The sequence below is a fragment of the Paenibacillus woosongensis genome (assembly GCF_009725165.1).
GTDB lineage: Bacteria > Bacillota > Bacilli > Paenibacillales > Paenibacillaceae > Fontibacillus > Fontibacillus woosongensis.
Window position 1 is genome coordinate 635,776 of the sequence record NZ_WNZW01000001.1, and the last position, 25,176, is coordinate 660,951.

General features: G+C 54.0%; 24 protein-coding genes, 1 pseudogene and 2 riboswitches. Of the genes and pseudogenes, 8 read left to right on the top strand and 17 right to left on the bottom strand.

Annotation, left to right across the window (positions count from 1 at the left end; genetic code table 11):
- Positions 1-39: 39 nt before the first annotated feature.
- A complete protein-coding gene (locus tag GNP95_RS03090) occupies positions 40-1,524 on the bottom strand; it encodes a copper amine oxidase N-terminal domain-containing protein (protein ID WP_230873700.1) in 1,485 nt (494 codons plus the stop codon).
- Between the two features lie 178 nt (positions 1,525-1,702).
- A riboswitch (PreQ1 riboswitch) is annotated at positions 1,703-1,746 on the top strand.
- Positions 1,747-1,884: 138 nt separating this feature from the next.
- Here GNP95_RS03090 and queC point away from each other — a divergent pair.
- The 5 genes from queC to GNP95_RS03115 all read left to right on the top strand — a co-directional run bounded on the left by queC (position 1,885) and on the right by GNP95_RS03115 (position 5,379).
- Complete coding sequence (gene queC / locus GNP95_RS03095; protein ID WP_155609413.1) at positions 1,885-2,553, top strand: 7-cyano-7-deazaguanine synthase QueC; 669 nt, start codon at positions 1,885-1,887, stop codon at positions 2,551-2,553.
- Positions 2,550-3,044 carry a 6-carboxytetrahydropterin synthase QueD gene (queD, locus tag GNP95_RS03100; protein ID WP_155609414.1) on the top strand — a complete coding sequence of 165 codons (495 nt, stop codon included), beginning with the start codon at positions 2,550-2,552 and terminating at the stop codon, positions 3,042-3,044. The genes queC and queD overlap by 4 nt, the downstream gene beginning before the upstream one ends.
- Positions 3,037-3,777, top strand: a complete 741-nt coding sequence (gene queE, locus GNP95_RS03105; RefSeq protein ID WP_330163244.1) for a 7-carboxy-7-deazaguanine synthase QueE — start codon at positions 3,037-3,039, stop codon at positions 3,775-3,777. Before queD ends, queE begins: the two co-directional genes overlap by 8 nt.
- A gap of 53 nt (positions 3,778-3,830) precedes the next feature.
- A complete protein-coding gene (queF, locus tag GNP95_RS03110; protein WP_155609415.1) occupies positions 3,831-4,328 on the top strand; it encodes a preQ(1) synthase in 498 nt (165 codons plus the stop codon).
- A 79-nt stretch (positions 4,329-4,407) separates the two neighbouring features.
- Entirely contained in the window at positions 4,408-5,379 is a 972-nt protein-coding gene (locus tag GNP95_RS03115) for a 2-hydroxyacid dehydrogenase (protein WP_155609416.1), read from the top strand.
- A gap of 95 nt (positions 5,380-5,474) precedes the next feature.
- Here GNP95_RS03115 and GNP95_RS03120 read toward each other — a convergent pair whose 3' ends face one another.
- Together GNP95_RS03120 and GNP95_RS03125 are read right to left on the bottom strand one after the other, a co-directional pair.
- On the bottom strand, positions 5,475-5,717 hold the full coding sequence (locus GNP95_RS03120; RefSeq protein WP_155609417.1) for a hypothetical protein: 243 nt from the start codon (positions 5,715-5,717) through the stop codon (positions 5,475-5,477).
- 61 nt (positions 5,718-5,778) lie between these two features.
- The gene (locus tag GNP95_RS03125; protein WP_155609418.1) at positions 5,779-7,308 is read right to left on the bottom strand and encodes an MDR family MFS transporter; all 1,530 of its coding nucleotides are present in this window, start codon (positions 7,306-7,308) and stop codon (positions 5,779-5,781) included.
- Positions 7,309-7,677: 369 nt separating this feature from the next.
- Between GNP95_RS03125 and GNP95_RS03130 the strand changes: the two genes are divergently transcribed.
- The gene (locus tag GNP95_RS03130) at positions 7,678-8,763 is read left to right on the top strand and encodes a M24 family metallopeptidase (protein ID WP_155609419.1); all 1,086 of its coding nucleotides are present in this window, start codon (positions 7,678-7,680) and stop codon (positions 8,761-8,763) included.
- A 147-nt stretch (positions 8,764-8,910) separates the two neighbouring features.
- On the opposite strand, the gene GNP95_RS03135 is transcribed toward GNP95_RS03130, so the two are convergent.
- Positions 8,911-9,609, bottom strand: coding sequence for a queuosine precursor transporter (locus tag GNP95_RS03135; protein ID WP_155609420.1), 699 nt, complete (start codon positions 9,607-9,609; stop codon positions 8,911-8,913).
- Between the two features lie 221 nt (positions 9,610-9,830).
- Here GNP95_RS03135 and GNP95_RS03140 point away from each other — a divergent pair, with 221 nt between their 5' ends.
- A complete protein-coding gene (locus tag GNP95_RS03140; RefSeq protein ID WP_155609421.1) occupies positions 9,831-11,519 on the top strand; it encodes a methyl-accepting chemotaxis protein in 1,689 nt (562 codons plus the stop codon).
- A 69-nt stretch (positions 11,520-11,588) separates the two neighbouring features.
- Here the strand turns inward: GNP95_RS03140 and cobS are convergent, their stop codons facing one another.
- The 13 genes and pseudogenes from cobS to GNP95_RS26535 all read right to left on the bottom strand — a co-directional run bounded on the left by cobS (position 11,589) and on the right by GNP95_RS26535 (position 23,900).
- Positions 11,589-12,551, bottom strand: a complete 963-nt coding sequence (cobS, locus tag GNP95_RS03145; protein WP_155609422.1) for an adenosylcobinamide-GDP ribazoletransferase — start codon at positions 12,549-12,551, stop codon at positions 11,589-11,591.
- Positions 12,548-13,138, bottom strand: a complete 591-nt coding sequence (gene cobU, locus GNP95_RS03150; protein ID WP_330163245.1) for a bifunctional adenosylcobinamide kinase/adenosylcobinamide-phosphate guanylyltransferase — start codon at positions 13,136-13,138, stop codon at positions 12,548-12,550. Before cobU ends, cobS begins: the two co-directional genes overlap by 4 nt.
- Positions 13,135-14,214, bottom strand: coding sequence for a nicotinate-nucleotide--dimethylbenzimidazole phosphoribosyltransferase (cobT, locus tag GNP95_RS03155; RefSeq protein ID WP_155609423.1), 1,080 nt, complete (start codon positions 14,212-14,214; stop codon positions 13,135-13,137). Before cobT ends, cobU begins: the two co-directional genes overlap by 4 nt.
- A 612-nt stretch (positions 14,215-14,826) precedes the next feature.
- The gene (locus GNP95_RS03160; protein WP_155609424.1) at positions 14,827-15,612 is read right to left on the bottom strand and encodes an ABC transporter ATP-binding protein; all 786 of its coding nucleotides are present in this window, start codon (positions 15,610-15,612) and stop codon (positions 14,827-14,829) included.
- Entirely contained in the window at positions 15,609-16,655 is a 1,047-nt protein-coding gene (locus tag GNP95_RS03165; RefSeq protein WP_155609425.1) for a FecCD family ABC transporter permease, read from the bottom strand. Before GNP95_RS03165 ends, GNP95_RS03160 begins: the two co-directional genes overlap by 4 nt.
- Entirely contained in the window at positions 16,652-17,665 is a 1,014-nt protein-coding gene (locus GNP95_RS03170) for an ABC transporter substrate-binding protein (RefSeq protein ID WP_155609426.1), read from the bottom strand. The genes GNP95_RS03165 and GNP95_RS03170 overlap by 4 nt, the downstream gene beginning before the upstream one ends.
- Positions 17,666-17,866: 201 nt before the next feature.
- Positions 17,867-18,125: riboswitch (cobalamin riboswitch) on the bottom strand.
- Between the two features lie 73 nt (positions 18,126-18,198).
- A complete protein-coding gene (locus tag GNP95_RS03175) occupies positions 18,199-19,155 on the bottom strand; it encodes a TRM11 family methyltransferase (protein ID WP_155609427.1) in 957 nt (318 codons plus the stop codon).
- Between the two features lie 81 nt (positions 19,156-19,236).
- Positions 19,237-20,200: pseudogene (locus GNP95_RS03180) on the bottom strand (MsnO8 family LLM class oxidoreductase).
- Positions 20,201-20,315: 115 nt separating this feature from the next.
- The gene (locus tag GNP95_RS03185) at positions 20,316-20,927 is read right to left on the bottom strand and encodes a histidine phosphatase family protein (protein ID WP_155609428.1); all 612 of its coding nucleotides are present in this window, start codon (positions 20,925-20,927) and stop codon (positions 20,316-20,318) included.
- Between the two features lie 54 nt (positions 20,928-20,981).
- Complete coding sequence (cbiB, locus tag GNP95_RS03190) at positions 20,982-21,944, bottom strand: adenosylcobinamide-phosphate synthase CbiB (protein ID WP_155609429.1); 963 nt, start codon at positions 21,942-21,944, stop codon at positions 20,982-20,984.
- On the bottom strand, positions 21,941-22,810 hold the full coding sequence (locus GNP95_RS03195; RefSeq protein ID WP_155609430.1) for an adenosylcobinamide amidohydrolase: 870 nt from the start codon (positions 22,808-22,810) through the stop codon (positions 21,941-21,943). The genes cbiB and GNP95_RS03195 overlap by 4 nt, the downstream gene beginning before the upstream one ends.
- Positions 22,807-23,541, bottom strand: a complete 735-nt coding sequence (locus GNP95_RS26530; protein WP_330163246.1) for a pyridoxal phosphate-dependent aminotransferase — start codon at positions 23,539-23,541, stop codon at positions 22,807-22,809. Before GNP95_RS26530 ends, GNP95_RS03195 begins: the two co-directional genes overlap by 4 nt.
- Positions 23,481-23,900 (bottom strand): aminotransferase class I/II-fold pyridoxal phosphate-dependent enzyme, encoded by a 420-nt coding sequence (locus GNP95_RS26535; protein WP_330163247.1) that lies wholly within the window; start codon positions 23,898-23,900, stop codon positions 23,481-23,483. The genes GNP95_RS26530 and GNP95_RS26535 overlap by 61 nt, the downstream gene beginning before the upstream one ends.
- A 262-nt stretch (positions 23,901-24,162) precedes the next feature.
- On the opposite strand from GNP95_RS26535, the gene GNP95_RS03205 reads away from it, so the two are divergent.
- Positions 24,163-25,167: a lipoate--protein ligase gene (locus GNP95_RS03205; RefSeq protein ID WP_155609431.1), complete on the top strand. Its 1,005-nt coding sequence runs from the start codon at positions 24,163-24,165 to the stop codon at positions 25,165-25,167.
- The last annotated feature ends 9 nt before the right edge of the window (positions 25,168-25,176 follow it).

The window sequence follows — 25,176 nt, forward strand, 5'->3', positions numbered from 1 at the left end:
TCTTCTCTGCTGAATCTGGTTCACGCCGACGACTGGCAATTAGTCGCGCGTTACCGTAATCCAGCCATCCTCGTCTACATGCACCTTCGCTCCCAATGCTTCAGAGATGAAACGAAGCGGCACATACGTCTTGCCGTCCGTATGGATGAACGCCGGCTCGGACAGTGCTGCTGCCTGCCCAGCTACTTTGGCTTGGCTCGAGCCGACCGTCAGCACAATCTCCGCTTGCGTGATATCATCGATGATTGTAATCGTCTTCGTTTCCTTGTTCCATTTGATCTCTGCGTCCAGCTCAGCGGACATATAGCGGAGCGGCACGAAGCTGGTGCCGTTCTTCTTGATCACTTCATAGTAATCGCCCGGATAACCGATCAAAACATATTTGGAAGTGATCTGCATCTCGTCCTTAAGCAGCTTGTAAATGATCGAGCCTGGCTCGAAATTGCGCAGGATTTGCCCCGGAGTGATCTCCTCGTCTGCAAGATCCAGCTTGCCTGCGCTTAAGTCAACTTGATCGACAGCTACAACTCCGCCAATATTCCACATTTCGGCTTCACTGCTCACCTTAAACGCTTTGATAGGCACTCCTTCACCTTGAGGGATCGCTACCGTCAGCTCCATGTTCTGTTTGCGCGTGTTCAAATCTCCATCAAAATACAGATCCGTTGTGAGCACGGTATCTTTGCCGAGCACAGTGCTTAGCTCTGGCGATTCTTCAAACAGAGCGGCAGCCTGCTGGTCATAATCCTTCAAGATCTCGTCCAATGCTTCCTTAACTACACCGTACATGGCGGCTACGACGAACTCTTTGGAGGATGCCGGTTCTTCATCAAAAGCGTCCGTTCCCAATTGGGCGTTAAGAATCGGATACATGGCGTCATAGAAAGCGCCGATCAGCTCTTTCAAGCCCGCTTCGTCCTTCGATACATTCGTCAGCAGCGGCTTGGCCAGCTTCACCAGCTCATCGCCGCGAATTTCGGCATGCAGATGAGTCAGACTGAGTGTTTCTTCATTGACTTTCTCCTGCACTTTTTTCACAGAAATCGTGGAAGGGTTCGGCATATGCTTCAGCAGAAAGCCAGCAGCCTTAACCCCAAATTCCTGAACCTGCTCATTGTATTGCTCAAGGTCAAGATAGTCAGAGGAATCCTCTAAGGATATGTACAGCGGCTGTTGTGCCCCTTCAACTTGGATCGCCATGCTAGTGGCGTCCATGGAAATATGGTATGGAAGCTCCTCGCCGGAAAAACCGATCGAGCCCTTCATCGACATCGTCGAAGCATCCTTGATTTTGGCATGGTCAACCGTTAAAGAAATGGAATTGATCAGATCTATAATTTCCTTGTCTTCCGCGGACACGTTATCCGCAGGGACAACCTCGACCGAAACCTTCTGTCTGGATTCGCTGGACTGAACTTCCAAGCTCTTCAGCAGAGCTTTGTTGACATCAAAGCCCCCTACAGCCTGGCAGCCCGTTAGAAAAACTAACATCAGTACTAGCGGCAGCACCAGCCATTTGCTCATTTTCTTCAAAATATAACCTCCTACGAATTAATATATTCTATTATCCTGTATCCCCAGCGCCTTGTAAATAAGAGAAAACAACTAGTTGACAGCTCTTGGAACAACAGCTTCCCCTTTATTTATGCTATAATGACATCGAATGTTAAGCACAATTGAAGAAGATCCATGCTGCTAAGGCATGGGAGAGGTTCGCGAACTCCCTCTATAAAAAACTATCGGCGCTTTGCGCCCTTTTTGCCGTGCCCATCGGGGCCAACGGCGTGTTTTTTCATAGTGTCACAGTTCAAGAACTCTCTTTCTTCTATGTAAATGATGCTCCTCGCATCCTTTCACAAAATTCAGAAGAAGAGAGGTTTTTTTATGCTTCAACAGGAAAAAGCCGTCGTCGTATTCAGCGGCGGTCAAGACAGCACCACCTGCCTGTTCTGGGCCTTGAAGCAATTCCGCGAAGTCGAAGTCGTAACCTTCGATTACGGCCAGCGCCATAAGCAGGAAATCGAATGCGCCCGCGGAATCGCCGAAGAGCTCGGGGTCAAGTTCCACCTCCTGGATATGGGTCTTTTGTCTCAATTAAGCCCGAATGCACTGACCCGCCACGACATGGACATCGTTCACGAGGACGGAGAGCTTCCCAACACGTTTGTCGAAGGGCGGAACCATCTGTTCCTCAGCTTTGCAGCAGTCCTCGCCAAAGGAGTCGGGGCAAGGCATATCATTACCGGCGTATGCGAAACGGATTTCAGCGGTTATCCAGATTGCCGGGACGCCTTCGTCAAATCGCTGAACGTTACGCTTAACCTGGCCATGGACCATAATTTCGTCATCCATACCCCGCTTATGTGGCTTGATAAAGCCGCCACCTGGCAGCTTGCCGACGAGCTTGGCGCCTTCGGCTATATCCGGGAGCGCACGCTCACCTGCTATAACGGCGTGATCGGCGACGGCTGCGGAGAATGTCCAGCCTGCAAACTAAGGCTTGCTGGAATGGAAGCCTATCTCCAGACGCGAGCAGAGGGGGCGACGTCATGAGCTTCGTACCCGGCGAATTTCGCATCGTCGACAAGCTGCAGAAGCTTGGCGAGGACATCCCTCGCTCCAAATTAAGATATCATCAGCGGCGCGTGCTGGTGAGCAAAGAATTCACATTCGACGCCGCACACCACCTACATGCATATGACGGCAAATGTAAAAACTTGCATGGTCATACCTATAAAGTCGTATTCGGAATCAGCGGAATCCCAGACGAACTCGGCCTGACGATAGACTTCGGCACGATCAAGACGATCTGGAAGCAGGAGATCGAAGGGTATCTCGATCACCAGTATCTGAACGAGTCGCTGCCGCTGATGAATACAACGGCAGAAAATATGGCCGTATGGCTGTATGAGCAAATGGAGCAGGCACTGCAAAAAGAGGCTTACCGCTCCCCCGAGCTGGAGGCCCGAATGGAATTCGTCCGCCTCTACGAGACGCCGACCAGCTACGCCGAAGCGAGACGGGAGTGGATGATCGGTGAGTAACCAGCATCAGCCGATTCCCGTCCTGGAAATATTCGGGCCAACGATTCAAGGGGAAGGCATGGTCATCGGGCAGAAGACGATGTTCGTCCGTACGGCGGGCTGCGACTACCGCTGCTCCTGGTGCGATTCAGCCTTTACCTGGGACGGCAGCGCCAAGGATGATATCCGCACGATGACCGCCGAGGATATTTATGCCGAGCTGCAAGCTCTAGGCGGCGGCCGCTTCTCCCATGTGACGCTGTCCGGCGGCAACCCTGCCCTCCTCGGCGGGCTCGGCGCATTGGTGACACTGCTCCATGAGAATGGGATTGCCGTTGCGGTCGAGACGCAAGGTTCCCGCTGGCAGGACTGGCTCGCCGAGATCGACCAGGTGACCCTGTCGCCGAAGCCGCCCAGCTCGGGCATGACGACCGACTGGGACGCGCTGGACGACGTTGTATCGCGGCTGGCAGACCGGGCTCATCCTTACAGCCAGAGCCTGAAGGTCGTCGTCTTTGACGAGGCGGATCTGGCCTACGCGAAAAAGGTGCATGCCCGCTATCCGGACATTCCGTTTTTCCTGCAGGTCGGCAATCCAGACGTCAGAAGAATGGATATTCTGCAGCATACCGCCGACCTTCTGGAGAGATACGAGCAGTTGATCGATCAGGTCGTCGCTGATCCAGAGCTGAACGATGTCCGCGTACTGCCCCAGCTTCATGCTCTTGTATGGGGCAACAAACGCGGTGTCTAGCGTTCTCTATTACTGGGATAAACAAGAATTAACCCGCTTAGGAGGAATTAAACATGAATGGAAGACAAAACGAAGAGCTTCAGGATTTAACGCTGCTTGGCAATCAAAAGGTGCAGTACTCTTTTGCCTATGATCCAGGCATTCTTGAAAGCTTCGATAACAAGCATCCCTATCGCGATTACTTCGTGAAGTTCAACTGCCCGGAGTTTACGAGCCTGTGCCCGATTACGGGACAGCCCGATTTCGCGACCATTTATATCAGCTACATTCCCGATATCAAAATGGTTGAGAGCAAGTCCCTGAAGCTGTATCTGTTCAGCTTCCGCAACCATGGCGACTTCCATGAAGACTGCGTGAACATCATCATGAACGATCTGATTAAACTGATGGATCCGAGATATATTGAGGTCTGGGGCAAATTTACGCCAAGAGGCGGCATTTCAATCGATCCATACTGCAACTATGGCCGTCCTGGCACGAAATACGAGGCTATGGCCGAGCAGCGCCTGATTCAGCATGACATGTATCCGGAGAAAATCGATAACAGATAAACCAGGGTTCAGACTGCTGCAATCTGTTACAATAAATAAATAGACGATTGCAACCTATTCCGGAGGGGAGAGAACTGCCTTGAAGCCGAAAGTATTCATTGCCCGCAACGTGCCTAAGGAAGTAGAAGACTATATTGCCGAGCATTGCATCTATGACAAATGGGACCGCCCCGAGCTGATCCCGCGTGATGCCTTGCTGGCCGGTCTGTCCGATGCGGAGGGGCTGCTCACCTTTGGCGGCAAAATCGATGCCGAGCTGCTGGATCATGCGCCGAAGCTGAAGGTGGTCAGCACGATGAGCGTGGGCTACAACCATTTCGATCTGGAAGCGATGAAAGCCCGCGGGGTCATGGGAACCAATACGCCGGACGTTCTCAATGAGACGGTCGCGGATCTGATCTTCGCCCTGATGCTGGCTGCCGCCCGCAGGGTTGTGGAGCTTGACCGCTACGTAAAGGAAGGCCGATGGAAACGCGGCAACAACCAGGATTTGTTCGGCCTGGATGTTCATCATAAGAAGCTGGGAATCATCGGCATGGGCGGCATCGGGGAAGCCGTTGCCCGCCGGGCTAAATGGGGCTTCCAAATGGACGTCCTGTACCATAACCGCAGCCGGAAGCCCGCTGCCGAATCGGAGCTTGGAGCCAAGTATTGCTCCATGGATGAACTGCTTCAAGAAGCCGACTTCATCGTGCTGATGACGCCGCTGACTCCGGAAACACAGCGCCTGATCGGCGAGCGGGAATTTGGGCTAATGAAGCCGAGCGCGATCTTTATTAATGCTTCCCGGGGGCAGACCGTCGATGAACAGGCGCTTATCCAGGCTTTGGAGCAACGGACCATTTACGGGGCTGGCCTGGACGTCTTTGAGCGGGAGCCCATTTCTCCGGACAACCCTTTATTAAAGCTGCCGAATGTCGTTACCCTGCCTCATATCGGCTCGGCAACGAGCAAGACGCGCTTCGACATGGCGATGCTGGCCGCCGAGAACCTCGTCGCCGCCCTCAGCGGCAGAATCCCGCCGCAGCTCGTCAAGGAACTGCGCCCGTAGGGTATGCCTAGAGCAACTGCTGCGGTTTTTGTCTAACAACAATAAAGGATGGATCAGGGCCGCTGATCCATCCTTTTCTTTTTGCCGCATGACGGCTATTCATTGTCCTCAAAGCCGGTATGATATTTGCCTTCGCTTGAAGACCGGTGCTTGGTCACTGCCTTTTCCCTTTCCTCCCGCACTTCCAGCCTCAAATCCTCCACGGGAATCGGGTCGACATGCATCTCGCTTTCATGCATATCAAACAAGCTTGGCTTGCTCGTCGGGTACTGCTCGGGATGATCCCATCCTCCTGCCTGTTCACCGGGCTTAGAACCACGTTTGGACTTGTCCACCATGTCATCACCTCGTACGCGTTGTAATCTTTTTATACCTCAAAAAGCTGCAAAATAAACGTACCTACGAGGAATGCTGCGGCTGCTCCTCCCTTTTGCCCTTCGGAGATATACGGTCATTCGGCATGAACAACACAACAAGAACCGCTAATCCAGCGGGAATCAGGGCCCACATAAACGTATGCGCGATGGAAGAGGAGAGTGCTTCCGTTATTGTCTCCAGCACCGGCGGGGGAATTTCTCCCCTCTTCTCCGGGGACAGCACTTCCCTTATATCGCCGAACGACTGCCCGGACTGCCCCATTCCCATGCCCTCGAAAGCCTGCTTCATTTCACCTGCAACCAGATTTCTCTGCACGATTCCAAAAATCGTGATTCCCAGTGTCATGCCTAGCGACCGCAGGAACGAGTTCGTGGACGTGGCCGCTCCGCGCTGGCGCATATCAAAATGATGCACGGCCGCCATACTCAGCACGGAAAAGGAGTAACCCACCCCGAATCCAGTCAGGATGCTGTACAACGTAAGCAAAGTACGGGTCGTATCGATGGACATCGTGCTTAAGGCGAATATTCCGCTCACGAAGCAAATGACGGAAATAGTCATGATCGTCCGGTAGGACAGCCGTGTGGATAACATCCCGCCCAGCATGCTGCCTATGACCGAGCCGATCATCATCGGCATCAGAATGAGACCCGAGTTCGTCGCCGAACCGCCGAATACACCTTGAACGTAGATAGGAATGAATACGGTCGCCACGATGAACACGCTGCCGTAGAGCAGGGCCAGTCCGCTGCTCGTCGCGTAAAGCCTGTTCTTGAACATGCTAAATGAAATAATCGGCTCCTCCGCCCGCGTTTCGATGAACAGAAAAGCGATAAATAAAACAGCAAATCCGGCGAATAGACTTAGTATGGCCGTGGAGTCCCAAGGGTAAGTTTCACCGCCCAACTCAAGCGCGAACATCAGGCACACGACAGCCCCGACAAGTGTAGCTGCGCCGCCCCAATCGATGCGCTGCTTGGAACGGGATAGCGATTCGCGGTAGAACAAAATAATCAGCACGAGACAGACCAGGCCGATCGGCACATTGATGAAGAACACCCAGTGCCAGCCCAGCGTGTCTGTAATATAAGCGCCAAGCAAGGGGCCGAAGATGCTGGAGGTTCCAAATACCGCGCCGAGAAGGCCGGTCATCTTTCCCCGCTTCTCCAGAGGAAAAATGTCATATATAATCGTAAAAGCAATCGGCATCAGCGCTCCGCCGCCAATCCCCTGAATGGCCCGGAAGATGCTCAGCTGCGCAATGCTTCCAGCGATGCCGCACAGCACCGAGCCGCCCAGAAATGTAATGATCCCGAAGATAAAAAAACGCTTGCGTCCATACATATCGGACAGCTTGCCAAAAATCGGAGTCCCGGCCATTACGGCAACCATATAGGCCGAAGTGACCCAAACGAACTGCTCCATGCCGCCAAGCTGCGACACAATCGTCCCCATAGCCGTAGTAACGATCGTGTTGTCCATCGCCGACATCAGGATCGCCAACATCAAGCCGATCAAAATGAGAGATGTGTTGTCCTTCTGTTTGGTCATCAAATAGGTATGCTCCTTTAACTGATTCAAATTGGAAATACTTGCTTCTGTTGTTTATTTTATTGAAAACAGGCGGAATGTAAAGCTGCTCCTCCTGATTCGCTCTCTCCTGCCTAGGCTCGACAAATAATTATAATACGACAAAGTACGAGCATTCACTTACAAATATTGTAATAATATGATACAATATTACCGTGATCACAACCTCATCTATTTCAAGCTTGATTAGATAACTTCACATGAGGATGTCCTGAATGAGGACGTCTTTTTTCTTGAAATACTTGCCCCGAGAAGAGCTGCTAAACTATCTGCATCGAATCTTTTACCCTATAATAAATAAATAGTTTTAAAGAGAGGGAGGTTCGCCATATGAACTCCAAATGGACCATACTGGAACAAAAAATGCGGGAGGTGGGCATACAAACTCTAATCATTACAGATCCCAAGCACGTCTATTATCTGACAGGCTTTCTCAGCAATCCTCACGAACGGTTTCTGGGCGCCGTATTCTCCATGGGCAAACAGCCCTTCCTGCTCGTTCCCGAGCTGGATGAAGAGAACGCCCGCGTGTCAGCCGACATCGCCGAAGTCGTCACGCACAGTGATACGGACAACCCTTATGAAGTGTTGAAAAAAAATCTGAAATCCTCAGTCGGTACGATCGGCTTTGAAAAGGACCATATGTCCGTAGCCCGCTTCGAGCAGCTTCAGGACTCCCTATCCTTCGCTAGATATCTGGATGTCGGGCCTTGGCTGCGTCAGCTTCGCAACCGTAAATCGCCAGAGGAAATCGAGAAAATCCGGCATGCGGCCAACCTGATCGAGCAAGTATTGCAGGACACTTTGCCCCGTGCTGCAATAGGCGTTACTGAAAACGAGCTCGTCGCCGAAATCGAGTACCTCATCCGTAAAGTAGGCGCCGAAGGACCGGCATTCGATTCCATGGTGCTTACCGGCAAAAAAACCGCCCTCCCCCACGGAGTGCCAGGCAGTCAGGCCATCGCGAGCGGCGATTTGCTAATGTTCGATATCGGCCTGTACGCTGGCGGTTACGCTTCAGATATTACCCGAACCTATGCTGTCGGCCATTTGGACGAACCGCTGCAGCGCATCTATAATACGGTCCGCGCTGCCAATGAAGCCGCGATCCAGGCCATTAAGCCCGGAGTGTCCTATGCCTCGATCGACAAAGCTGCCCGCGACGTCATTGCGGACGCCGGATACGGGCCCTATTTCATTCACCGGCTCGGTCACGGCCTCGGCATCGACGTTCACGAGTTCCCTTCCGTCCACGGCGAGAACGAGCTGCTGCTGGAAGAAGGCAACGTATTTACCGTCGAGCCGGGAATTTACGTCCCAGGGCTGGGCGGCGTCCGGATCGAGGACGATGTCGTGGTAACGGCTTCGGGAGTCGATGTGTTAACGACGCTTCCAAAGGAGCTTACCTATTTGTAAACCACTTTATGAGGCCATAACCAACCTGAAGCAGCCTTCGTCGTCAAGACGGAGGCTGCCTTTGCATTTGCCAATATTTTTTCATGAATAACCGCCTCGGCAGTGCCGCCCTGCCATTGTTCCCCGGATACGCCGCATGAATTCCGGCTACCTGGTATGCGCCGTTTCAACCTCATCGGGATGATAGTTTCGAGCGATATACAGGAATGGAGTACCTGCAGCCGTAAGAATAAATTTGATGACATAAGTGGTGAGCAAAATTTCCGTCCAAATAGGCAGGCTGTATTGCCCGGCAAAAGCGATGGTGCAGAAAATCAGCGTATCGACAAACGAGCTGACCATCGTGCTGAAATTGTTGCGAATCCACAGCTGGCCCCGGCTCGGATAGAACTTCCTGATCCATGCAAACAGACGGACATCCAGAAATTGACTGATGAAGTAGGCCGTCAGGCTTGCGAGCGCAAGCCGCGGCATCCAGCCGAATATGCTCTGTAGCGATTCTTGAGCAAAGTCCCCGGGTTGAGGGGTAAAGACCAGAGCCATCTGCATCAGGACGGTCGTCATAATCAAAGTAAAGAAACCGAACCACACCGCTTTTTTGGCTTCGCCACGGCCGTATTTTTCATTGAGCAAATCGCTCGTCAGATAGAGGCTGACATACATCGTATTGCCGAGGGTCATCACGATCCCGAACATTTCGATCGTTTTTACCACTTGAATATTGGCGATGACCGTAGCTACTCCGATCCACGCATAAAGGCCTTTTTTACCGAACCATCGATAGCAAATCAAGAAGAACGTAAAGTTCACGAGCATGAACAGAACGCCCCATCCGAAATTGAACATATGACTTCCTCCCTATGTTTATGTCGCTTAATTGAAAAATCAGTGAAAATTTTATGAAAGAAGATAGAAATCATTAAAATCCCTATTTTCAAATGGGAGAACTTGCTATATTATATGTCTAATAAACCAATGGTTAATATTTCGCTTGGGTGAATGGAAGGAGACCAATAGCAATAGCGACCAACCAACACGGTTTAAATAGATTAGGAGGACTTCTTGTCATGCTCGGAATTAAGCATTCTATCAGCCGTAAATTCATGACAACCTTTGCCGTCGTCATTGTATTGTCTTCGCTTTTATTCAGTATTAGCTTTTATTACGTATCCATGGGCATTATCAATAATAACGTCTTGCCCCAGTTCGATAAAGTTCTACATACGAGTACGCAGGATATATACCGCAGACTCGATACTACCATGTCCCTCCAGCTGCTTAAGGGCGGAGAAAATAACCGGTTCGGCGTGGAGGCTTACTTAACAAAGAGCGCAGAGGATTTTCAACTAGATACGGTTTATCTCATTCATCTGCATGATGAGCAGGCTACCGTCATTGCGGCGAGCACTGGCTCTGCCGTACAAGCCTCCGAAGCGATCGCCGTTCAAAATGCGATGAAGCAGGCGTCCGCAGGCAAACTGGCCATTAGCGACCTGTATTCGGACAAGTTCGGCTACCATAAGACGGCTTATATCCAAGTTCCGGGCAGCGAGCTAATGCTAGCTGTTGGTATGGATGCAACCTTCGTCAAGGAGAAGCAATCGGAGATCTTCTGGATCTGCTTCGGCATTACCGCCCTCATTATCATTGTCGGATCTGCCGCAGCCTTTTGGATCAGTAAACGGATTACACGGCCGTTAAAGAGCCTGACTCAGGTGACCGAGGCCATGGCCCGCGGTGATTTGCGCCAATCGATTCAGGTTCAGGGCCACGACGAGCTGGCCCAGCTCGCGCTAAGCTTCCGTACGATGACAGAACAGTTGAAAGGAATGATTTCGAGCGTACACCATACGTCCCAGGCTGTCGTTAACACTTCGGATCGCTTGCTGAGCTCGGCGCAAACCTTCGAGCAATTGATTTACAGCTCCGATAAAGCGGCACAGCAAGTAGAAGCAGGGAGCACGACGCTCGCCTCGACTGCAGCTGAGAATGCGCGGGCCATGGAGGAAATCTCCAAAGGCATTCAATATATCGCGTCCTCCTCGGCCGACATCACCGAAAAAATCGGCGAAGCCTCGCAGAAGGCAATCACAGGCAATGAACTGGCGCACGGCGCAGTCGACGGCATGCTCCTCGTTGAAGTAGCCGCGGCCGAATCGATGAACCTTATTTCCCTGATGAACGAGCGCTCCGAAGCGATTGCCCAAATCGTTGGAACGGTAAAAGAAATCAGCAAACAGATCAACATCCTGGCGCTCAATGCCGCCATCGAGTCGGCCCGCGCCGGCGAACAAGGCAAGGGCTTCGCGGTCGTAGCCGAAGAAATACGCAAGCTTGCCGAGCAATCTCGCATCGCTACCGATGAAATTGGCGATTATCTCCTCGCCATCCAGGAGGAGTCCGGCAACTCGGTTCGTGCCATGCAGCGTGTCAGCGAGGAAATCCAGTCCGGGACGTCCCGCGTCAAAAACGCGGAAGAAGCCTTTTCCCATCTGACAGAATGGATTCAATCGATAAACTTGACCATTCAATCGATCTCCTCTTCGACCCAGCAGGTTTCGGCCAGCGCGGAAGAGGTCACCGTCTCTGTAGAAGACGCTGCCAACATCACAGCTAAATCGCTCGAGATGATCGAGGAAATTGCCGGCAACTCTACAACACAGGCGGAGGAAATTAAGGATCATGCCAACACCGTGCGCAACCTGCATGAAGGCGCACTCTCCCTGCGGGAATCCGTTAGCAAATTTATCATCTGATAAATGGATAGAAATTATTTACTGCCTCAGCAAAGCCGTGATACTCAAGGTACCACGGCTTTGTTGTTTTTACCCCAGACAAATCACCGCTGCTAGCAGTACCGCTGCCTCAATGCCTTCGTTCAGAGCGCCGTACACATCTCCAGTTAATCCGCCTAGCCGCTTGCTGATCCTGCTCGCAGCCAGCGTGCCTGCGAGCCAAGAGATGCAAGGCGCGACACAGTATAACAGCATAAGAGAGCCTGGATCATTACCCTGTTCCAGTGAGGTTATTGCTGTTAATCCTGCGGCGGATAGCAGCAGGGCGGCAGCCGTGGAAACAGCAATACTGCCCGTCTTCAGCCCGCGAAAATTGCCCGCAAGACCTTCACCCTGCCGGGCCGTCGGCCATGCTTGCATAGCATAGGTCATGAACCAGCGGCTCCATATTGCTGCTGTCAGAAGCGCTGCACCCACCTGGGCATAGCCGTAGCCGATTAGCGTGTAGAGGAGAGACATTTTCAGCAGAAGCAGCAGCACGCAAGCGATGACTCCCATGGCGCCGACCCGGCTGTCCTTCATAATTTCCAGCATTCTCTCCCTGCTCCGGTAGCTGAGCAGCGCATCCGCTGCATCCATCCAGCCGTCGAGATGCAGCCCCCCGGTCAGCCAGATCCATAATGCGAGGATGAGCACCGCAGCCGGCATCGGCGGGAGCACCCAAGCAATACCTACAGCAGCCAGACCGAGCGCAGCACCTATAGCGAAGCCGACTAGCGGATAGTATTTGGCGCTGCGCCGCAGCACCCCCGGCGTAAAATTCACCTCAACCGGAACAGGAAACCGCGACAAAAATTGAAACGCCGCCGCCAGCGGCCAATCCTTGCCGGTATCCTTAATAGAACTGGCATCGGGTAAGCCCGGACTGTTGGTGCTGTTAGTGATGATGGGGTTGTTAACGCTATCGGTGCTGGATACGCTGTTATTGTTGTTTGCGCTGAGCATGCGGGGATCGTCCACAACGTTTCTTTCGCTATCGTTGCTTCTGCTCATAGCTTATATTCCCTGCTTTTCAGCTCGATTGGAATTCCCGCTGTAACAAGAAATACCTGATCAGCTATAGCGGCTACACGCCGGTTCAAAATCCCCGCCAAATCGCGGTACTGCCTGCCCAGCGGATACGCGGGAACAATCCCGCTCCCCACCTCGTTAGTTACAATTACAAGCATGCCCCTGTAACCTGCGATTGCCTCAAGAAGACGATCGATTTCCTGCATCATCCCGGATTCGGCATCAACCTGTTCGCCAACAGCCAGCAGCATATTGGACAGCCATAGCGTTAGGCAATCGATCAGTACGGCAGGAGAGGTTTCGTCTTCAGTTTCTGCGTTCGCATCTTCACGCTGACCGCTTCCCAGTTCAAAGAGTAAATTACTTAGCTGAAGCGGCTCCTCAATCGTCCTCCACGTATAACCTGCCGATGCCCGATCCTCGCGATGCAGAGCAATTCTCTGCTCCATCTCTTCGTCGAAAGCCTGTGCCGTGGCGACATAGTATGACTTGGATGCGTGCTTCATACACCAGCGTTCGGCAAAGCTGCTTTTCCCGCTCCGGGCGCCGCCAGTCACCATAACGATCACTTCGCATCCTCCTCGGCAGCCGGTTCACCCGCAGAGATTCCCGCGCTTTCGAAAGTAGCCATTTCCTTCATGATCCGGCAAGCTCCGTCAATCAGATGCAAAGCAAGCGCACCGCCCGTTCCTTCACCGAGCCGCATATTCAGCTCCAGCATCGGGGAAAGTCCGAGCTCGCGCAGCACCTGAATATGCCCCGGCTCCTGCGAGTGGTGGGAAGCCACCATATAACCCGCCGTCTCCGCGCATAGTCTTTGAGCGACTAAAGCTGCAACGCTCGAAATAAATCCATCGATAACGACCGGGCATCGATGGGCGGCTGCGCCAAGTATGACCCCGGTCAATCCGGCAATCTCCAGTCCGCCCACCTTGGAAAGCACATCGAGCGGATCATTGGCGTCCGGCTGATTTACCGCAATGGCCCGTTCTACTACGGATGCTTTATGCTCTAGCTTGCGTTCGTCAATTCCGGTGCCGCGGCCGACGCATTCGGCTGGAGCAATGCCCGTAAGCACACTCATGATAGCGGCGCTAGCCGTTGTGTTGCCAATGCCCATTTCACCGGTGACGAACAATGTTGTGCCTTTATTCACAGCTTCCTTCACGACAGCAACCCCGGCCAAAATAGCCGCTTCTGCTTCCGCACGGCTCATCGCCGGTCCAAGGGCCATATTGCCCGTTCCCATCCTCACCTTCCGCTCCAACAGGTCAGGATGACTCAGCTCTGCATTCACGCCGATATCGATACACAACACTTCCGCTGAAGCCTGACGGGCAAATACATTAATCGCTGCTCCGCCAGCCAGAAAATTCAACACCATTTGCGGGGTAACCTCAGCCGGAAAAGCGCTAATCCCTTCCTCGCATACCCCGTGATCCGCAGCCATCACAATGATCGCGCGCTGCGGGAAGCTTGGTTTAACCTGCCCGGTTATACCGGCAAGCTGAACCGCCAGCTCCTCCAGCTTGCCAAGACTGCCCGGCGGCTTGGTCAATCGATCCAGGTGCTCTACCGCTGACTCTGCCGCTTTCTTTTGCAGCGGCGCAATTAATCCAATGACGTCCGAAATGGAATAGCTCATTCATCAGCCCTCTTCTCTAAATTAATCTACAATATGTCGACAAATGTACGGTTACTTTTGCTTAGGGACACAGAAGGCGCTACAAACTCGCTGGTTGCTGGCGCGTTGGTTGGCAAGTTCGTTGGTTGCAAGTTCGCTAACGGACACTGAAGGCGCTATTTGACCTGTTTGCGTTGTTTTCAGCGACCTAACGGACTTAGAAGACCTTATTGGCACCAGATCTGTGCAAAAAGCCATGATTGGTGCATAATAGCGGAACCACGGTCCGTTAGCTACCCGTAAACCGAAGTTTTCGGGAAATAGCGGAACCTGTGTCCGTTACGCGGCATGTGGAGTTGCAACACTACTAACCAGGGCACCAACGAGCCTAAGTTGCTGCAAACTCGCTGCTCGCTGCTTGCTGGCTCGCTTGCGGACACAAGAGGCTCTATTTGACCTATTTGAGTAGTTTTCAGCGACCTAACAGACTTAGGAGACAGCACTGGAACTGGTACGGTTGCAGTAAAGGGACGGATACTGGTACAGTTTCAGGTACACACACTCACACTTCATACCTCATACCTCATACCTCGTACATCATGCCTAATGCCTCATGCCTAGATTTCTCCCGACTCACGTCCCCTTTTCACTACGCAGCAGCAGTTGGGGCACGCCGCGATCCGGATGCATGACCGAATAAGCATCCATTTCAAACAGCGACTTCACTATTTCCGGGGTAATAATTTCGTTTGGCGTTCCCATGGCAACGATTTTGCCATCCCGCAAAGCAAGCAGCTTGTCGCAATACAAGGCTGCCAAATTCAAATCATGCATCACGGCAACGACCGTTAAATGTTCGGCCCGCTGCCAGCTCGAGACCAGTTCCATGAACTGCATCTGGTAGCGGATGTCGAGGTAGGTCGTCGGCTCATCCAGCAGCACAAGCTCCGGCTGCTGCGCCATCACTTTGCCGAGGGCCACCCGCTGTCTTTGCCCGCCGCTAAGCACATGCAGCGGCTTGTTCTCCAGCCCTTGCAAATCCAGACGGCTTACAATTTCATTGAGCAAAACCTCGGCACCGTTTCCTTCTTCCTTCCCACGCCAATTTTGAAAAGGGAATCTTCCCATTTCCAGAACCTGGCGCACCGGAAAAGCCATCGGCGGCAAGCCGTCCTGCTGAAGCACGGCGAGTCTCCTTGACAGCGCCTTGCGCCCATATGCTGTGAGAGGCCTGCCGTCCAGCGTTACCTCCCCCGCCTCAGGATTCTCTACGCCTGACAGCACGTTCAGCAGCGTCGTCTTGCCGCTGCCGTTCGGCCCGATAATTCCCCAAAAATCGCCCCGCTGCACCTGCCAGTCAATCCCTTTCAGCACCGTTTGGCGTCCGTAGGATTTCTCTACCCCTTGTACTTCGATCATTGCAATTCCTCCATTCTCCGCTTCTTATTGCGGTACAGCAGATAAGCAAAGAACGGAGCGCCGACGAAGGCCGTGACCACGCCCAAAGGGATCTCTGTTGGGGCCAATACCGTCCGGGCGGCCAAATCGCTCCACATCATGAATATCCCTCCGCCAAGCGCGGAGAGTGGAATAATCAACCGATAATCCGGTCCCGTTATCAGCCGTATCATATGGGGAATAACCAAGCCGACGAAACCGATGACCCCAGACACGGATACAGCCGCCGCACTCATTAACGTCGCCACAAGCAAAACCAAGACCTTCGTGCGATCAACATTCAATCCGGAATGGGATGCCTGACGCTCACCAAGCGCGAGCAGATTTAAGCTGCGGGCCTGGCTCCACAGAAACAGCAGCCCAATGACCAAATACGGGAAAAGGATGATCGTATACGACCATCCGCGCAAGCTGAGACTTCCCATCGTCCAGTATAGTATTTCGTTCACCGTTTTTTTCGACATGGCCGTCAAAAAAGAAACGATCGCACCGAGAAAAGACTGCATGACCACGCCCGACAAAATAAGGCTTTCGATCGGAATTTTCCCGTTTTCCCTGGCCAGCCACATTACGACAAGCAGTGTGCTTGCCCCTGTTATAAACGCAATGACCGGCAGCGTAAACACGCCGATTAAAGAGAACTGCCAACCAAAGAAAATCAGCGTAGCCGCACCGACCGCCGCGCCCGAGGAAACGCCCAAGGTAAACGGGTCTGCCAGCGGATTGCGCAGCACGCCCTGAAATGCGGCCCCCGCCACCGCTAACGAAGCGCCGACCAGCATGCCGAGCAGTACGCGCGGAAGCCGTACCTGCATGACGATCTGCTCTGCCGAGACGTCCCAGTCCGGCGTAATCATACTGCCGATCCATGGCAGGCGGTGAAGCAAAATGCCGATAATCTGGCCGGTCGGCAGAAAAACGGAACCAACGCCGATGCAGACCAGCAGCGTAACAGCCAGAAGTGCCAAACCCGCCGTTCCGTATCCCGCCAATTTATTCATCATTGCTGGATCAATTCCGGATAAATGGCCCGTGCCATTTCAATCAATCCCTGGGTCACGCGCGGTCCAGGACGGCTGAGCAGGTTATCATCCAGGCCGATGACACGGTCTTCTTTTACGGCCGTAATTTGATCCCAGCCACCACGCGCTTTAATCATATCTCCAATCGTCTTATTGTTCTCGTCGACGACATTTTTCGCAAACAGAATAACGTCCGGGTTCGCCTTAATAATGTTCTCTTCATTGATTTCATTCCAGCCTTCCAGATCGGAAGCTACGTTTTCTCCCCCAGCCAGCGTAATCAGCTCGTCCATGAACACGCCTTTCCCAACGGTCCAGCCTGGCGAAAACTCGATGTAGACTTTCTTTTTCTGATCCGGAGTCAAGGACTTAACGGCATCCAAAACCATATCGCGTTCTTTCTCCATTTGGGCGACAACTTCCTCGGCTTCTTTCTGCCGGTCGGTAATTTCCCCTACAGCTCTAATATTGGCCAGCGTTTCGTCCAGATTGGTCGGATTCGATTGATAAACCTTGATTCCGAGATCGGTAAGGCTTTTTACGGTTGCCGGGTCGATCAGATTGCCGGCCAGCACCAGTTCCGGCTTGGCAGCGATGACCGCCTCAACGTTGACCTGGAACCCGCCCATACGCGGCTTGTCCTTCACGGCTTCAGGATAATCATCGACATCGGACACACCTACGATTTGCTCATCCAGCCCGAGCGCAAATAATCCTTCCGTCTCTGATGGAGCCAGCGAAACGATTCTTTGCGGCGCAGCTTCGAAAGTGAATTCCGCGCCAGTAATGTCCGTCACGGTCAACGGGTAGACTGTGCGCTGCGCATCAGACGCAGAATCCCCCTGCTCCCCCTGTCCGGTTTGAACGTTCTGTTCCTGCTGAGCTGGAGCATTTCCTGTGTTCGTGCCTGCAGCATCCTTGCCGCAGCCAGCCATCACGACGAGCATGATTGCTAAAAGCCAAATCCCCCAGAACTTTCTAAATTTGTTCATGAAATCTCTCTCTCCTTACAAGGCGTATAGTTTGTACATGAAAAGCCCGTTCTCACTGGAAATACAGGAAAAAGACAGGAAAAAGCCCCATCCGTTCAGGATCGGGCTACGTCTACAAGCAAGTCCATGTACGGTACAAGCCACCCAAGTTGTCCGCAGCATAGCACTTTTAGCAGAACGTATCCTTTCCTCGAAGGACCGTCTCTTGATTCCCCATAGGCAGGTCTCCTGACTCCAGGTTGCCGATTCGGCTCGCCTTCCCATCTTCGCGTGTCCCTTTCCTGCAAGTACCTTCAAAGCAAGGCAGAGTGCGGGTTTAACGAATGACAGTGGCATACAATGAGCTTCATCCCTGTTTACAGTGGCGGGACCGTGCCGGAATTGCACCGGCTTCCCTATTAACCCGTGGCGGAAGCTTGCGGACAAGCGCCGCCTTGGGACCTACGGTTTTTCCATATGGCAATAGGCATTCATACATCTTCGTCTGTATTGGATTATAGGGGAAAACCGCACAGATGACAATCATTCATCCCTTACCAATTAGCTCCGCAAACCCAAATATGTCTGACAAAAGAACTTTTGCTGACCGTTCCGTAATCGTGAATGCGAAAACCGGCGTCAACTATTTCCGTCTCCAGCTGCTCCGTGGAAACGATGACTGTCCTCTGGCTAAACCGTCTTATGCTGCGCAGCATTTCTCCTCGCTCCCCGGGTGACAGCACAGAGCATAAATTGTACGGCATGTCCACGATAGCCGCATCGTAGAGCTCGCCTACTTCATTCAGATCACCCAGGCTGACCCGATCATCGCCGTATCCGAAATGGCGCAAATTGATTCTCGCTCCCCGGACCGCCAACGGGTTAATATCCCGGCCTACGATATCGATCCCCATCGATAACGCCTCGATCAGCACATTCCCCATCCCGCAGCAAGGGTCGATGGCCTTGACGGCGTGCGGCTCGGGCACCGCGATGTTCACCAAAGCCCTGGCGACAGCCGTGCTCAGTCCTGTGGAATAATTGCGCGGCTTGCTCTTATGGCGCAGCCAAACGGACTCTGCGGCATGGCATACTCCAAGCAGCCAGGCCCCCTCAACGAACATTAGGCCGAACGTCACCTCGGGAGTTCGCATATCCGCTTTACCTCGAATCCGACCGCCGATCTGCCTCTCGAGCTCGCGCTGCTCCTCATAAGTAAATGCAAGCATGCCGCCCAGCTTTATGCATACGACTTTAAATGTTTTGCCCTTAAGATCAAGCTCAGCCGCTTGCATGGCCACACTGTCCAGGTCGCCTCCAGTAAGCAGAATATCTATCCGGTATGAAATAAATGGACTGCGGCTCGGATCTATCCGTTTGTCCGTTGCGACGTAACCTTCCGTATTCGGCGAATGTCCAAACAAAGCCGCGAGCTCCATTTCGCATAGCCGCCGCTCATTCTCATGGCAGGCGTAAGTGTATATGGAGCCGCCGCTGTTTTCTTTATACATGTAAATCTTGCCTCCAACCATGAACTGACTTCTGCCCGTTTGCACGGATCAAGTTTCCTTACAGCAATATACGGGCCATTGTTACGCACCGTCAAACGCCGCCAGCCCCCGCAGTGCCTCGGCCAGCAGTCTGTAGCATTCCAGCCTTGCCGCATAGTCAGGAATAGGGCAAACGATCAGAAATTCGTCATTGGCGTATTCGCGCTGCAAATCTTTAAGCTGCTCAAACACGCTATACGGCGTGCCGCTTATGCTTCGGAACGAACCCCTCCCCGTTTGTCTCGACGTCTCATCAAGCACCTGTACCCAACGCGCGGCCTCACTCTCCGCCCTTGCGCAAATTACGCTAACGGCCAGTAGCGTTTTTGGCGCGCTTTGCAGCGCAGAGGGTGTAAAATTCGCCCGATAGGCGGTCAATATGTCTACGCCGTCACGCTCGCTCATAAACTGTCCAAAAAACAAAACCCGTTCCAAATTTGGCCGCATATTCCGCGCTTTTCTTGTTCGTTCCGAGCATCCAGACCGCTGGTCCGATTTGCGGCTGGGGCCGTGCGATTACGGCATGCCCCTCATACTCGTAAGCGTCCTGTAGCAGCTCCAGCAGCGAAGCGATCGTCTTCGGCAGCTCAGCAACCCGCGCTAAAAAATTGCCGCTAAGAGCCATGACAGCGTGCGCTTCCCCGCCCGGAGCCCGTCCTAGCCCCAGATCTATCCTGCCCGGATATAATGCAGACAGCAGCCGGAACCACTCCGCTACTTTCAGCGGACTGTAGTGGGGCAGCAGAACGGCCCCCGAGCCGAGGCGAATCCGCTCTGTCTTAGCTCCAACATGGGCCAGCAGCACCTCAGGCGAAGTACAGGCCAGCCCGGGCATATCGTGATGCTCAGCTGTCCAATACCGGGCGTAGCCCCACTTTTCGGCATGCTGCGCCAAAGACACAGCTTGTCTTAACGCTTCTTCATCCGAATACCCGGGCAACCGGGGAACCAGATCCAGCACACTAACCGCCAGTTGCACGGATGCTCCCGTTCTTGTTTCTGGCATGCCATCACTTCCTTCGTCCGTATGGATGCATAATAGCTAACTTTGATTTATTTTGTCCCGCAGAAGACCTCGCCTTGCGGTGTTGGGGCGGCTTAATCATACTACTCCTGCTCCGCTAATCCGCCGCAGCTCTTTCTCCGATTCTAAGCCGAATTACGCCTCCAGCTTCGACAGCCGTATCCCAAAATCCCGTTCCAGGACGCTGCAATGAGGCTGCGAGCGAGATGACGCCCCCATGAGTGACAGCAAGAATCCGCTGCTCCATGTTATGACCTGGGCATGGATTACGTTGCGCCAGGTTTAACCACTCCTCATAGATACTTTTTACCCGCCGGTGGAAATCGCCCCACGTTTCCCCGCCGGGTGGAGTTACCGATACCGGATCATCAATCCAGGCGCGGTAAACCAGGCTATCCTTGAGCATTTCATACGTCTGCCCTTCCCACTGTCCAAAGTTCATCTCCCGCAAGCGCGAGTCGTATACAGCCTTCCCGGCAAGATCTGGCCTGACTCTCTCCAGGGTCTGGCGGCAGCGCAGCAGATCGCTGCAATATACCGAAGAGAAAGAAACGCTCTCAAGGTCCTTCTCCAGACCCTCCAATCCAGACGCTTCATCATCCAATAGAGCAACATTCGAATGCCCCTGATAACGCCGCTCCCTATTCCAGCTAGTACGGCCATGGCGGACCAGCCAGAGCTCAGTTGCGTAACTGTTTTGCCTCTTCAATCATCCCGCCTCCCAGTAACATCCCAGTAACAGCCTTTACCTATTGATCGGGAACTAAAATCCGCCCGTTAACGCCAGCCCCGCTACTGTTCCCAGCAGCACGAACATATCTGAAACTACAAACAGCATTCGGCCCGTTTTTGGAATGTCCTCCGCCTCCAGTTCGCGGGACTTGTCTCCCATATATGCGCGAAAGGACACCACGCCATGATAAGAGTTTTCACCGCCCAGGCGAACGCCGAGCGCTCCGGCAACGGCTGATTCCGGGTACCCGCTGTTCGGGCTTGGATGGGACGAAGCATCGCGCCGCACCATGGTGGCAGCGCCTTTGGCATTGAAACGCAACAGCCAGGCCGCGGCAATCAGCAGCAGAGCCGTAAGGCGCGCGGGAATATAATTCACAATGTCGTCAAGCCGGGCTGACGCCCAGCCGAGATCGATGTATTTCTCGTTCTTGTAGCCGACCATCGAATCGAGGGTGTTGACGGCGCGGTAAGCCATCGCCAGCGGCGCGCCGCCCAGCAGCGCGAAGAAGAGCGGCGAAACGACGGCGTCGACGATATTCTCGGCGACCGTCTCTACCGCGCCGCGCGCCACTTCCGGCTCGGGGAGGTGTGCGGTGTCGCGCCCGACGATCATGCCGAGCGCGCGCCGCGCAGCTGGCATATCCCCGCGGCGCAAATGGCCGCACACCTCCATGCCGGCATCGCGCAGCCCCTTGGCCGCGATGGTCGTGGCAATCAGCGCGGCCTCCGCCAGCGCGGCGAGCCACGGGTTGACCTGGGCCAGCAAGCGCAGCACGGCCCAGGTCACGGCAAAGCTGCCGCCCGCCACAAGCAGCGGCAGCAGCAGCCCCGCGGCCCGGTAGGCGCGGGGCTTCACCAGGCGGCGAATGGCCGCCTCGATCGCGGCGATCGCCTTCCCCATCCCGACAACGGGATGGGGAAGCCAGCGCGGATCGCCAAGCAGCCGGTCAAGCGCATACGCGACCGGCAGCACCCACCACGCGGCCGTCATTTCGGCCCTCCGGCCGCGGCCAAAGATTCGCGAACCGCGTCGTACACCAGGCGGCCAATCGTGCCGCCCAGATCGGTCGCGGTTCCCGCGTAGGCGTGCAGCAGCGGCCACTCGGCCCGCTGGCTGACGCCCAGCATGACCGCATCCGTCGTTGTGCCGGTTGCGGCCAGGCCGTTCTCGGCGTCGCGCACGCCGAAATCGCTCAGCGCGGCCGCTTTGGCCTCTGTCGCCGTGATGACGGCGTTCACCATGGCCGCGTGGGTCATTCTGCCGTCGACGACGAGCATAATGTTGATCGTCCCCGGCGTCCACGAAGCGGGAAACGTCGTCCGCCGCACGCCGGCCCGGGCCGCATTGGACACGCCCGCCGTCGCGCAGCACAGTACGCCGAAGTCGGCGCCCTGCTCCTCGGCGACCGCCGCATGCTTCAGCTGCACCGCCGTAAGCAGCCCGGCCGTTCCCTGCTCGGGATATCCCCATTCGCCTAGCAAACTCCGGATATCCCGCACCGGATCTTCACAGTGATAGAACCGATCCACGTATATATTCACGAACCTCTGGAGCGTATGCATTCCGCCACCGTATACCGCGCTGCCCAAGCTTTCCATTGGCTCTGGCGTTTCCAGCAAAATATGCCGTTCCTTCCGATACAGCTTCAGTCCCGGCCATATTTTCGAGCGGTAGACCGTTTGGTCAACTTGATCCAATTCGCCCATTTGGCGGGTTTCATTCACTTTGGCGGGTTTCGCCTGAGCGGCTAAGCCAGTAAGACTAGCTTTATTCATTTCAATGGTCTCGCTAGCCTCTCCGGCTCCACCAGCTTTCACCGCTTGTTCCGCCTGCACATGCAAAAAAGGGGTTGTCATCCCTCTCCTCCTCCTAACACTTGCTCCATCTCCCGGATCAGCACGGCATTGGCCGCCCGATCCTTCACGGCGACGCGGATATGGCTGGCGTCAAGCCCCGGATACATCGCGCAGCTTCGCACGAGTACGCCGCGCCGGCCCAGCACCTCCTGCATCGCTTCAGCCGTCCACGGCCTCGGAAGCCCCAGAAGTAAATAGTTGGCTTCTCCCGGCGTCACCTCGCAGTCTAAGCGCTCAAGCTCAGCTTTAAGGCGCTTTCGCTCCGCTGCAATAGCATTGATTGTCGCCGCCTCGTATTCCGGCCCTGCCTGCAAGCTGATCTCTCCTGCCCGCAGCGCCAAAATATTAACACTCCACGTCACCTGTTTGCCTCTCATTGCCGCTGCCATATGGGGGTGGGCGATGCCGTAGCCGAGCCGCAGCCCCGGAATCGCATAGAACTTCGTCATCGACCGAACGATGATAATGTGCGGATACCGTTCCAGCTCAGGGAGCAGCGACTGGCGCCGCTCTGGAGGTATGAAGTCGATGAACGCCTCGTCCAGCACGATATATGTCCCATGCCGCTCTCCCGCCTCGGCAAACTGCTGTAATTGCTCCACATCATATTGCACCCCGTTCGGGTTGTTCGGCTGGCCAAGGAACACGAGGTCGCTGGCCGCGATCAGTTTCACGATTTGCCCGGGCTCGGCGCGATAGTCCCGCTCTGCGGTGCCGTAAACAGCCTGCACCTCCGCCCCGAACTGCCGGGACAGCGTTTCGTATTCCGAGAAGCAGGCTGTACGACGCCGACTTTGCCTGGCGCCAGCGCCAATAAGATGAGGGCCATAATTTCCGCAGCGCCGTTGCCTACGCAAACCGCCTCCTGCCGAACCCCGTGGCGTTCGGCCAATAAAGCGAGCAGCGCCCGATGGCCCGGATCGGGGTACCGGATAATTTCGGGCAGCGCGGCCTGCAGCGCCTCCAGCATGCCTGGCGGCGGCCCGAGCGGGTTAATATTTGCGCTAAAGTCGGTGAATTGCTCCGGCTCAAAGCCGTATCGCAGTGCTGCCGACTCTACATCTCCTCCATGTCCGTACACTTCCAACATATCGCCATTCCTCTTTTCCCCAAAACCGTTTATGTATTTATGCATTTCTTTCCTCTTAACTGCTTCTCGCCCGAAGTTCGATGCCCTCATTATGAGGCGAATCCCTATGCGCCGTCAATGACGACACCCCATGCTGCGGAATAAATGGAAAATGCCCGTACCCGCTTTTTTCCTTTGGTTTCAGCCTGAATTGGTTTACAATGTACGTTAGGATAATTCAAATTTGCAGGTTACAAATATAGATTTGGATGGAGGAAGAGTCATGCTGTTTATTGACAACCAGGGAATCACCGACGCCTCGGTCAATCTGGCCATCGAGGAGTACGCGCTGAAGCATCTTCCGCTCGAAGATGACAGCTATTTGCTGTTCTACATCAATGCGCCGTCGATCATCATCGGCAAGCATCAGAATACGATCGAGGAGATCAATCTCGACTACGTCAAAGAGAACAATATCCAGGTCGTGCGCCGTTTGTCCGGCGGCGGTGCGGTGTACCACGATCTGGGCAATTTGAATTTCAGTTTCATTACGAAAGATGACGGACAATCCTTCCACAACTTCCGCAAGTTCACCCAACCGGTCGTTGAAGCGCTGCAATCTCTCGGCGTTAATGCAGAGATGACGGGGCGCAATGATCTGCAGGTCGGTGAGCAAAAAATTTCCGGCAACGCCCAATTCTCCACACGCGGCCGCATGTTCAGCCACGGGACGCTGATGTTCAACCTGAACCTGAGCGATGTCGCTGCTTCACTGCATGCGAACCCGGAGAAATTCAAATCCAAGAGCACCAAATCCGTGCGCAGCCGGGTAGCCAACATCATTGACTTCTTGGGGCAAAAAATGACGATCGAGGAATTTCGCGCCGAGCTGCTGCGGCATATTTTTGGCATGGATGCAGACAAAGTGCCGCAATATCGCCTAACCGAGGACGATTGGAGCAAGATTCACGAAATTTCCAAGGAACGTTATAAAAATTGGGATTGGAATTTCGGCTTGTCCCCGGAGTCCAATGTAAAGCATTCCAAAAAATTCCCCATCGGCATCATCGATCTGCGCATGGACATTAAAGACGGACATATCCAGGAGATTAAAATTTACGGCGATTTCTTCGGGGTAGGCGATGTCGCCGATATCGAGGACAAGCTGCGCGGGGTGCGTCACGAGGAAGATGCCGTTCGCCAGGCGCTAGCGGGCATCGACATCAAGCACTATTTCGGCAACCTTGAATTTGACGATTTTGTCGGCCTCGTTTTTCTGAAAGAGTAGCCGATCGTG

What these genes read in the sequence shown, in the direction of transcription:
- GNP95_RS03090 (WP_230873700.1), bottom strand. Translation starts at nt 1,524, where the DNA reads ATGAGCAAATGGCTGGTGCTGCCGCTAGTACTGATGTTAGTTTTTCTA.
- queC (WP_155609413.1), top strand. Translation starts at nt 1,885, where the DNA reads ATGCTTCAACAGGAAAAAGCCGTCGTCGTATTCAGCGGCGGTCAAGAC.
- queD (WP_155609414.1), top strand. Translation starts at nt 2,550, where the DNA reads ATGAGCTTCGTACCCGGCGAATTTCGCATCGTCGACAAGCTGCAGAAG.
- queF (WP_155609415.1), top strand. Translation starts at nt 3,831, where the DNA reads ATGAATGGAAGACAAAACGAAGAGCTTCAGGATTTAACGCTGCTTGGC.
- GNP95_RS03120 (WP_155609417.1), bottom strand. Translation starts at nt 5,717, where the DNA reads ATGGTGGACAAGTCCAAACGTGGTTCTAAGCCCGGTGAACAGGCAGGA.
- GNP95_RS03125 (WP_155609418.1), bottom strand. Translation starts at nt 7,308, where the DNA reads ATGACCAAACAGAAGGACAACACATCTCTCATTTTGATCGGCTTGATG.
- GNP95_RS03130 (WP_155609419.1), top strand. Translation starts at nt 7,678, where the DNA reads ATGAACTCCAAATGGACCATACTGGAACAAAAAATGCGGGAGGTGGGC.
- GNP95_RS03135 (WP_155609420.1), bottom strand. Translation starts at nt 9,609, where the DNA reads ATGTTCAATTTCGGATGGGGCGTTCTGTTCATGCTCGTGAACTTTACG.
- GNP95_RS03140 (WP_155609421.1), top strand. Translation starts at nt 9,831, where the DNA reads ATGCTCGGAATTAAGCATTCTATCAGCCGTAAATTCATGACAACCTTT.
- cobS (WP_155609422.1), bottom strand. Translation starts at nt 12,551, where the DNA reads ATGAGCAGAAGCAACGATAGCGAAAGAAACGTTGTGGACGATCCCCGC.
- cobT (WP_155609423.1), bottom strand. Translation starts at nt 14,214, where the DNA reads ATGAGCTATTCCATTTCGGACGTCATTGGATTAATTGCGCCGCTGCAA.
- GNP95_RS03160 (WP_155609424.1), bottom strand. Translation starts at nt 15,612, where the DNA reads ATGATCGAAGTACAAGGGGTAGAGAAATCCTACGGACGCCAAACGGTG.
- GNP95_RS03165 (WP_155609425.1), bottom strand. Translation starts at nt 16,655, where the DNA reads ATGATGAATAAATTGGCGGGATACGGAACGGCGGGTTTGGCACTTCTG.
- GNP95_RS03170 (WP_155609426.1), bottom strand. Translation starts at nt 17,665, where the DNA reads ATGAACAAATTTAGAAAGTTCTGGGGGATTTGGCTTTTAGCAATCATG.
- GNP95_RS03175 (WP_155609427.1), bottom strand. Translation starts at nt 19,155, where the DNA reads ATGTATAAAGAAAACAGCGGCGGCTCCATATACACTTACGCCTGCCAT.
- cbiB (WP_155609429.1), bottom strand. Translation starts at nt 21,944, where the DNA reads ATGACGGCCGCGTGGTGGGTGCTGCCGGTCGCGTATGCGCTTGACCGG.
- GNP95_RS03195 (WP_155609430.1), bottom strand. Translation starts at nt 22,810, where the DNA reads ATGACAACCCCTTTTTTGCATGTGCAGGCGGAACAAGCGGTGAAAGCT.
- GNP95_RS26535 (WP_330163247.1), bottom strand. Translation starts at nt 23,900, where the DNA reads ATGTTGGAAGTGTACGGACATGGAGGAGATGTAGAGTCGGCAGCACTG.
- GNP95_RS03205 (WP_155609431.1), top strand. Translation starts at nt 24,163, where the DNA reads ATGCTGTTTATTGACAACCAGGGAATCACCGACGCCTCGGTCAATCTG.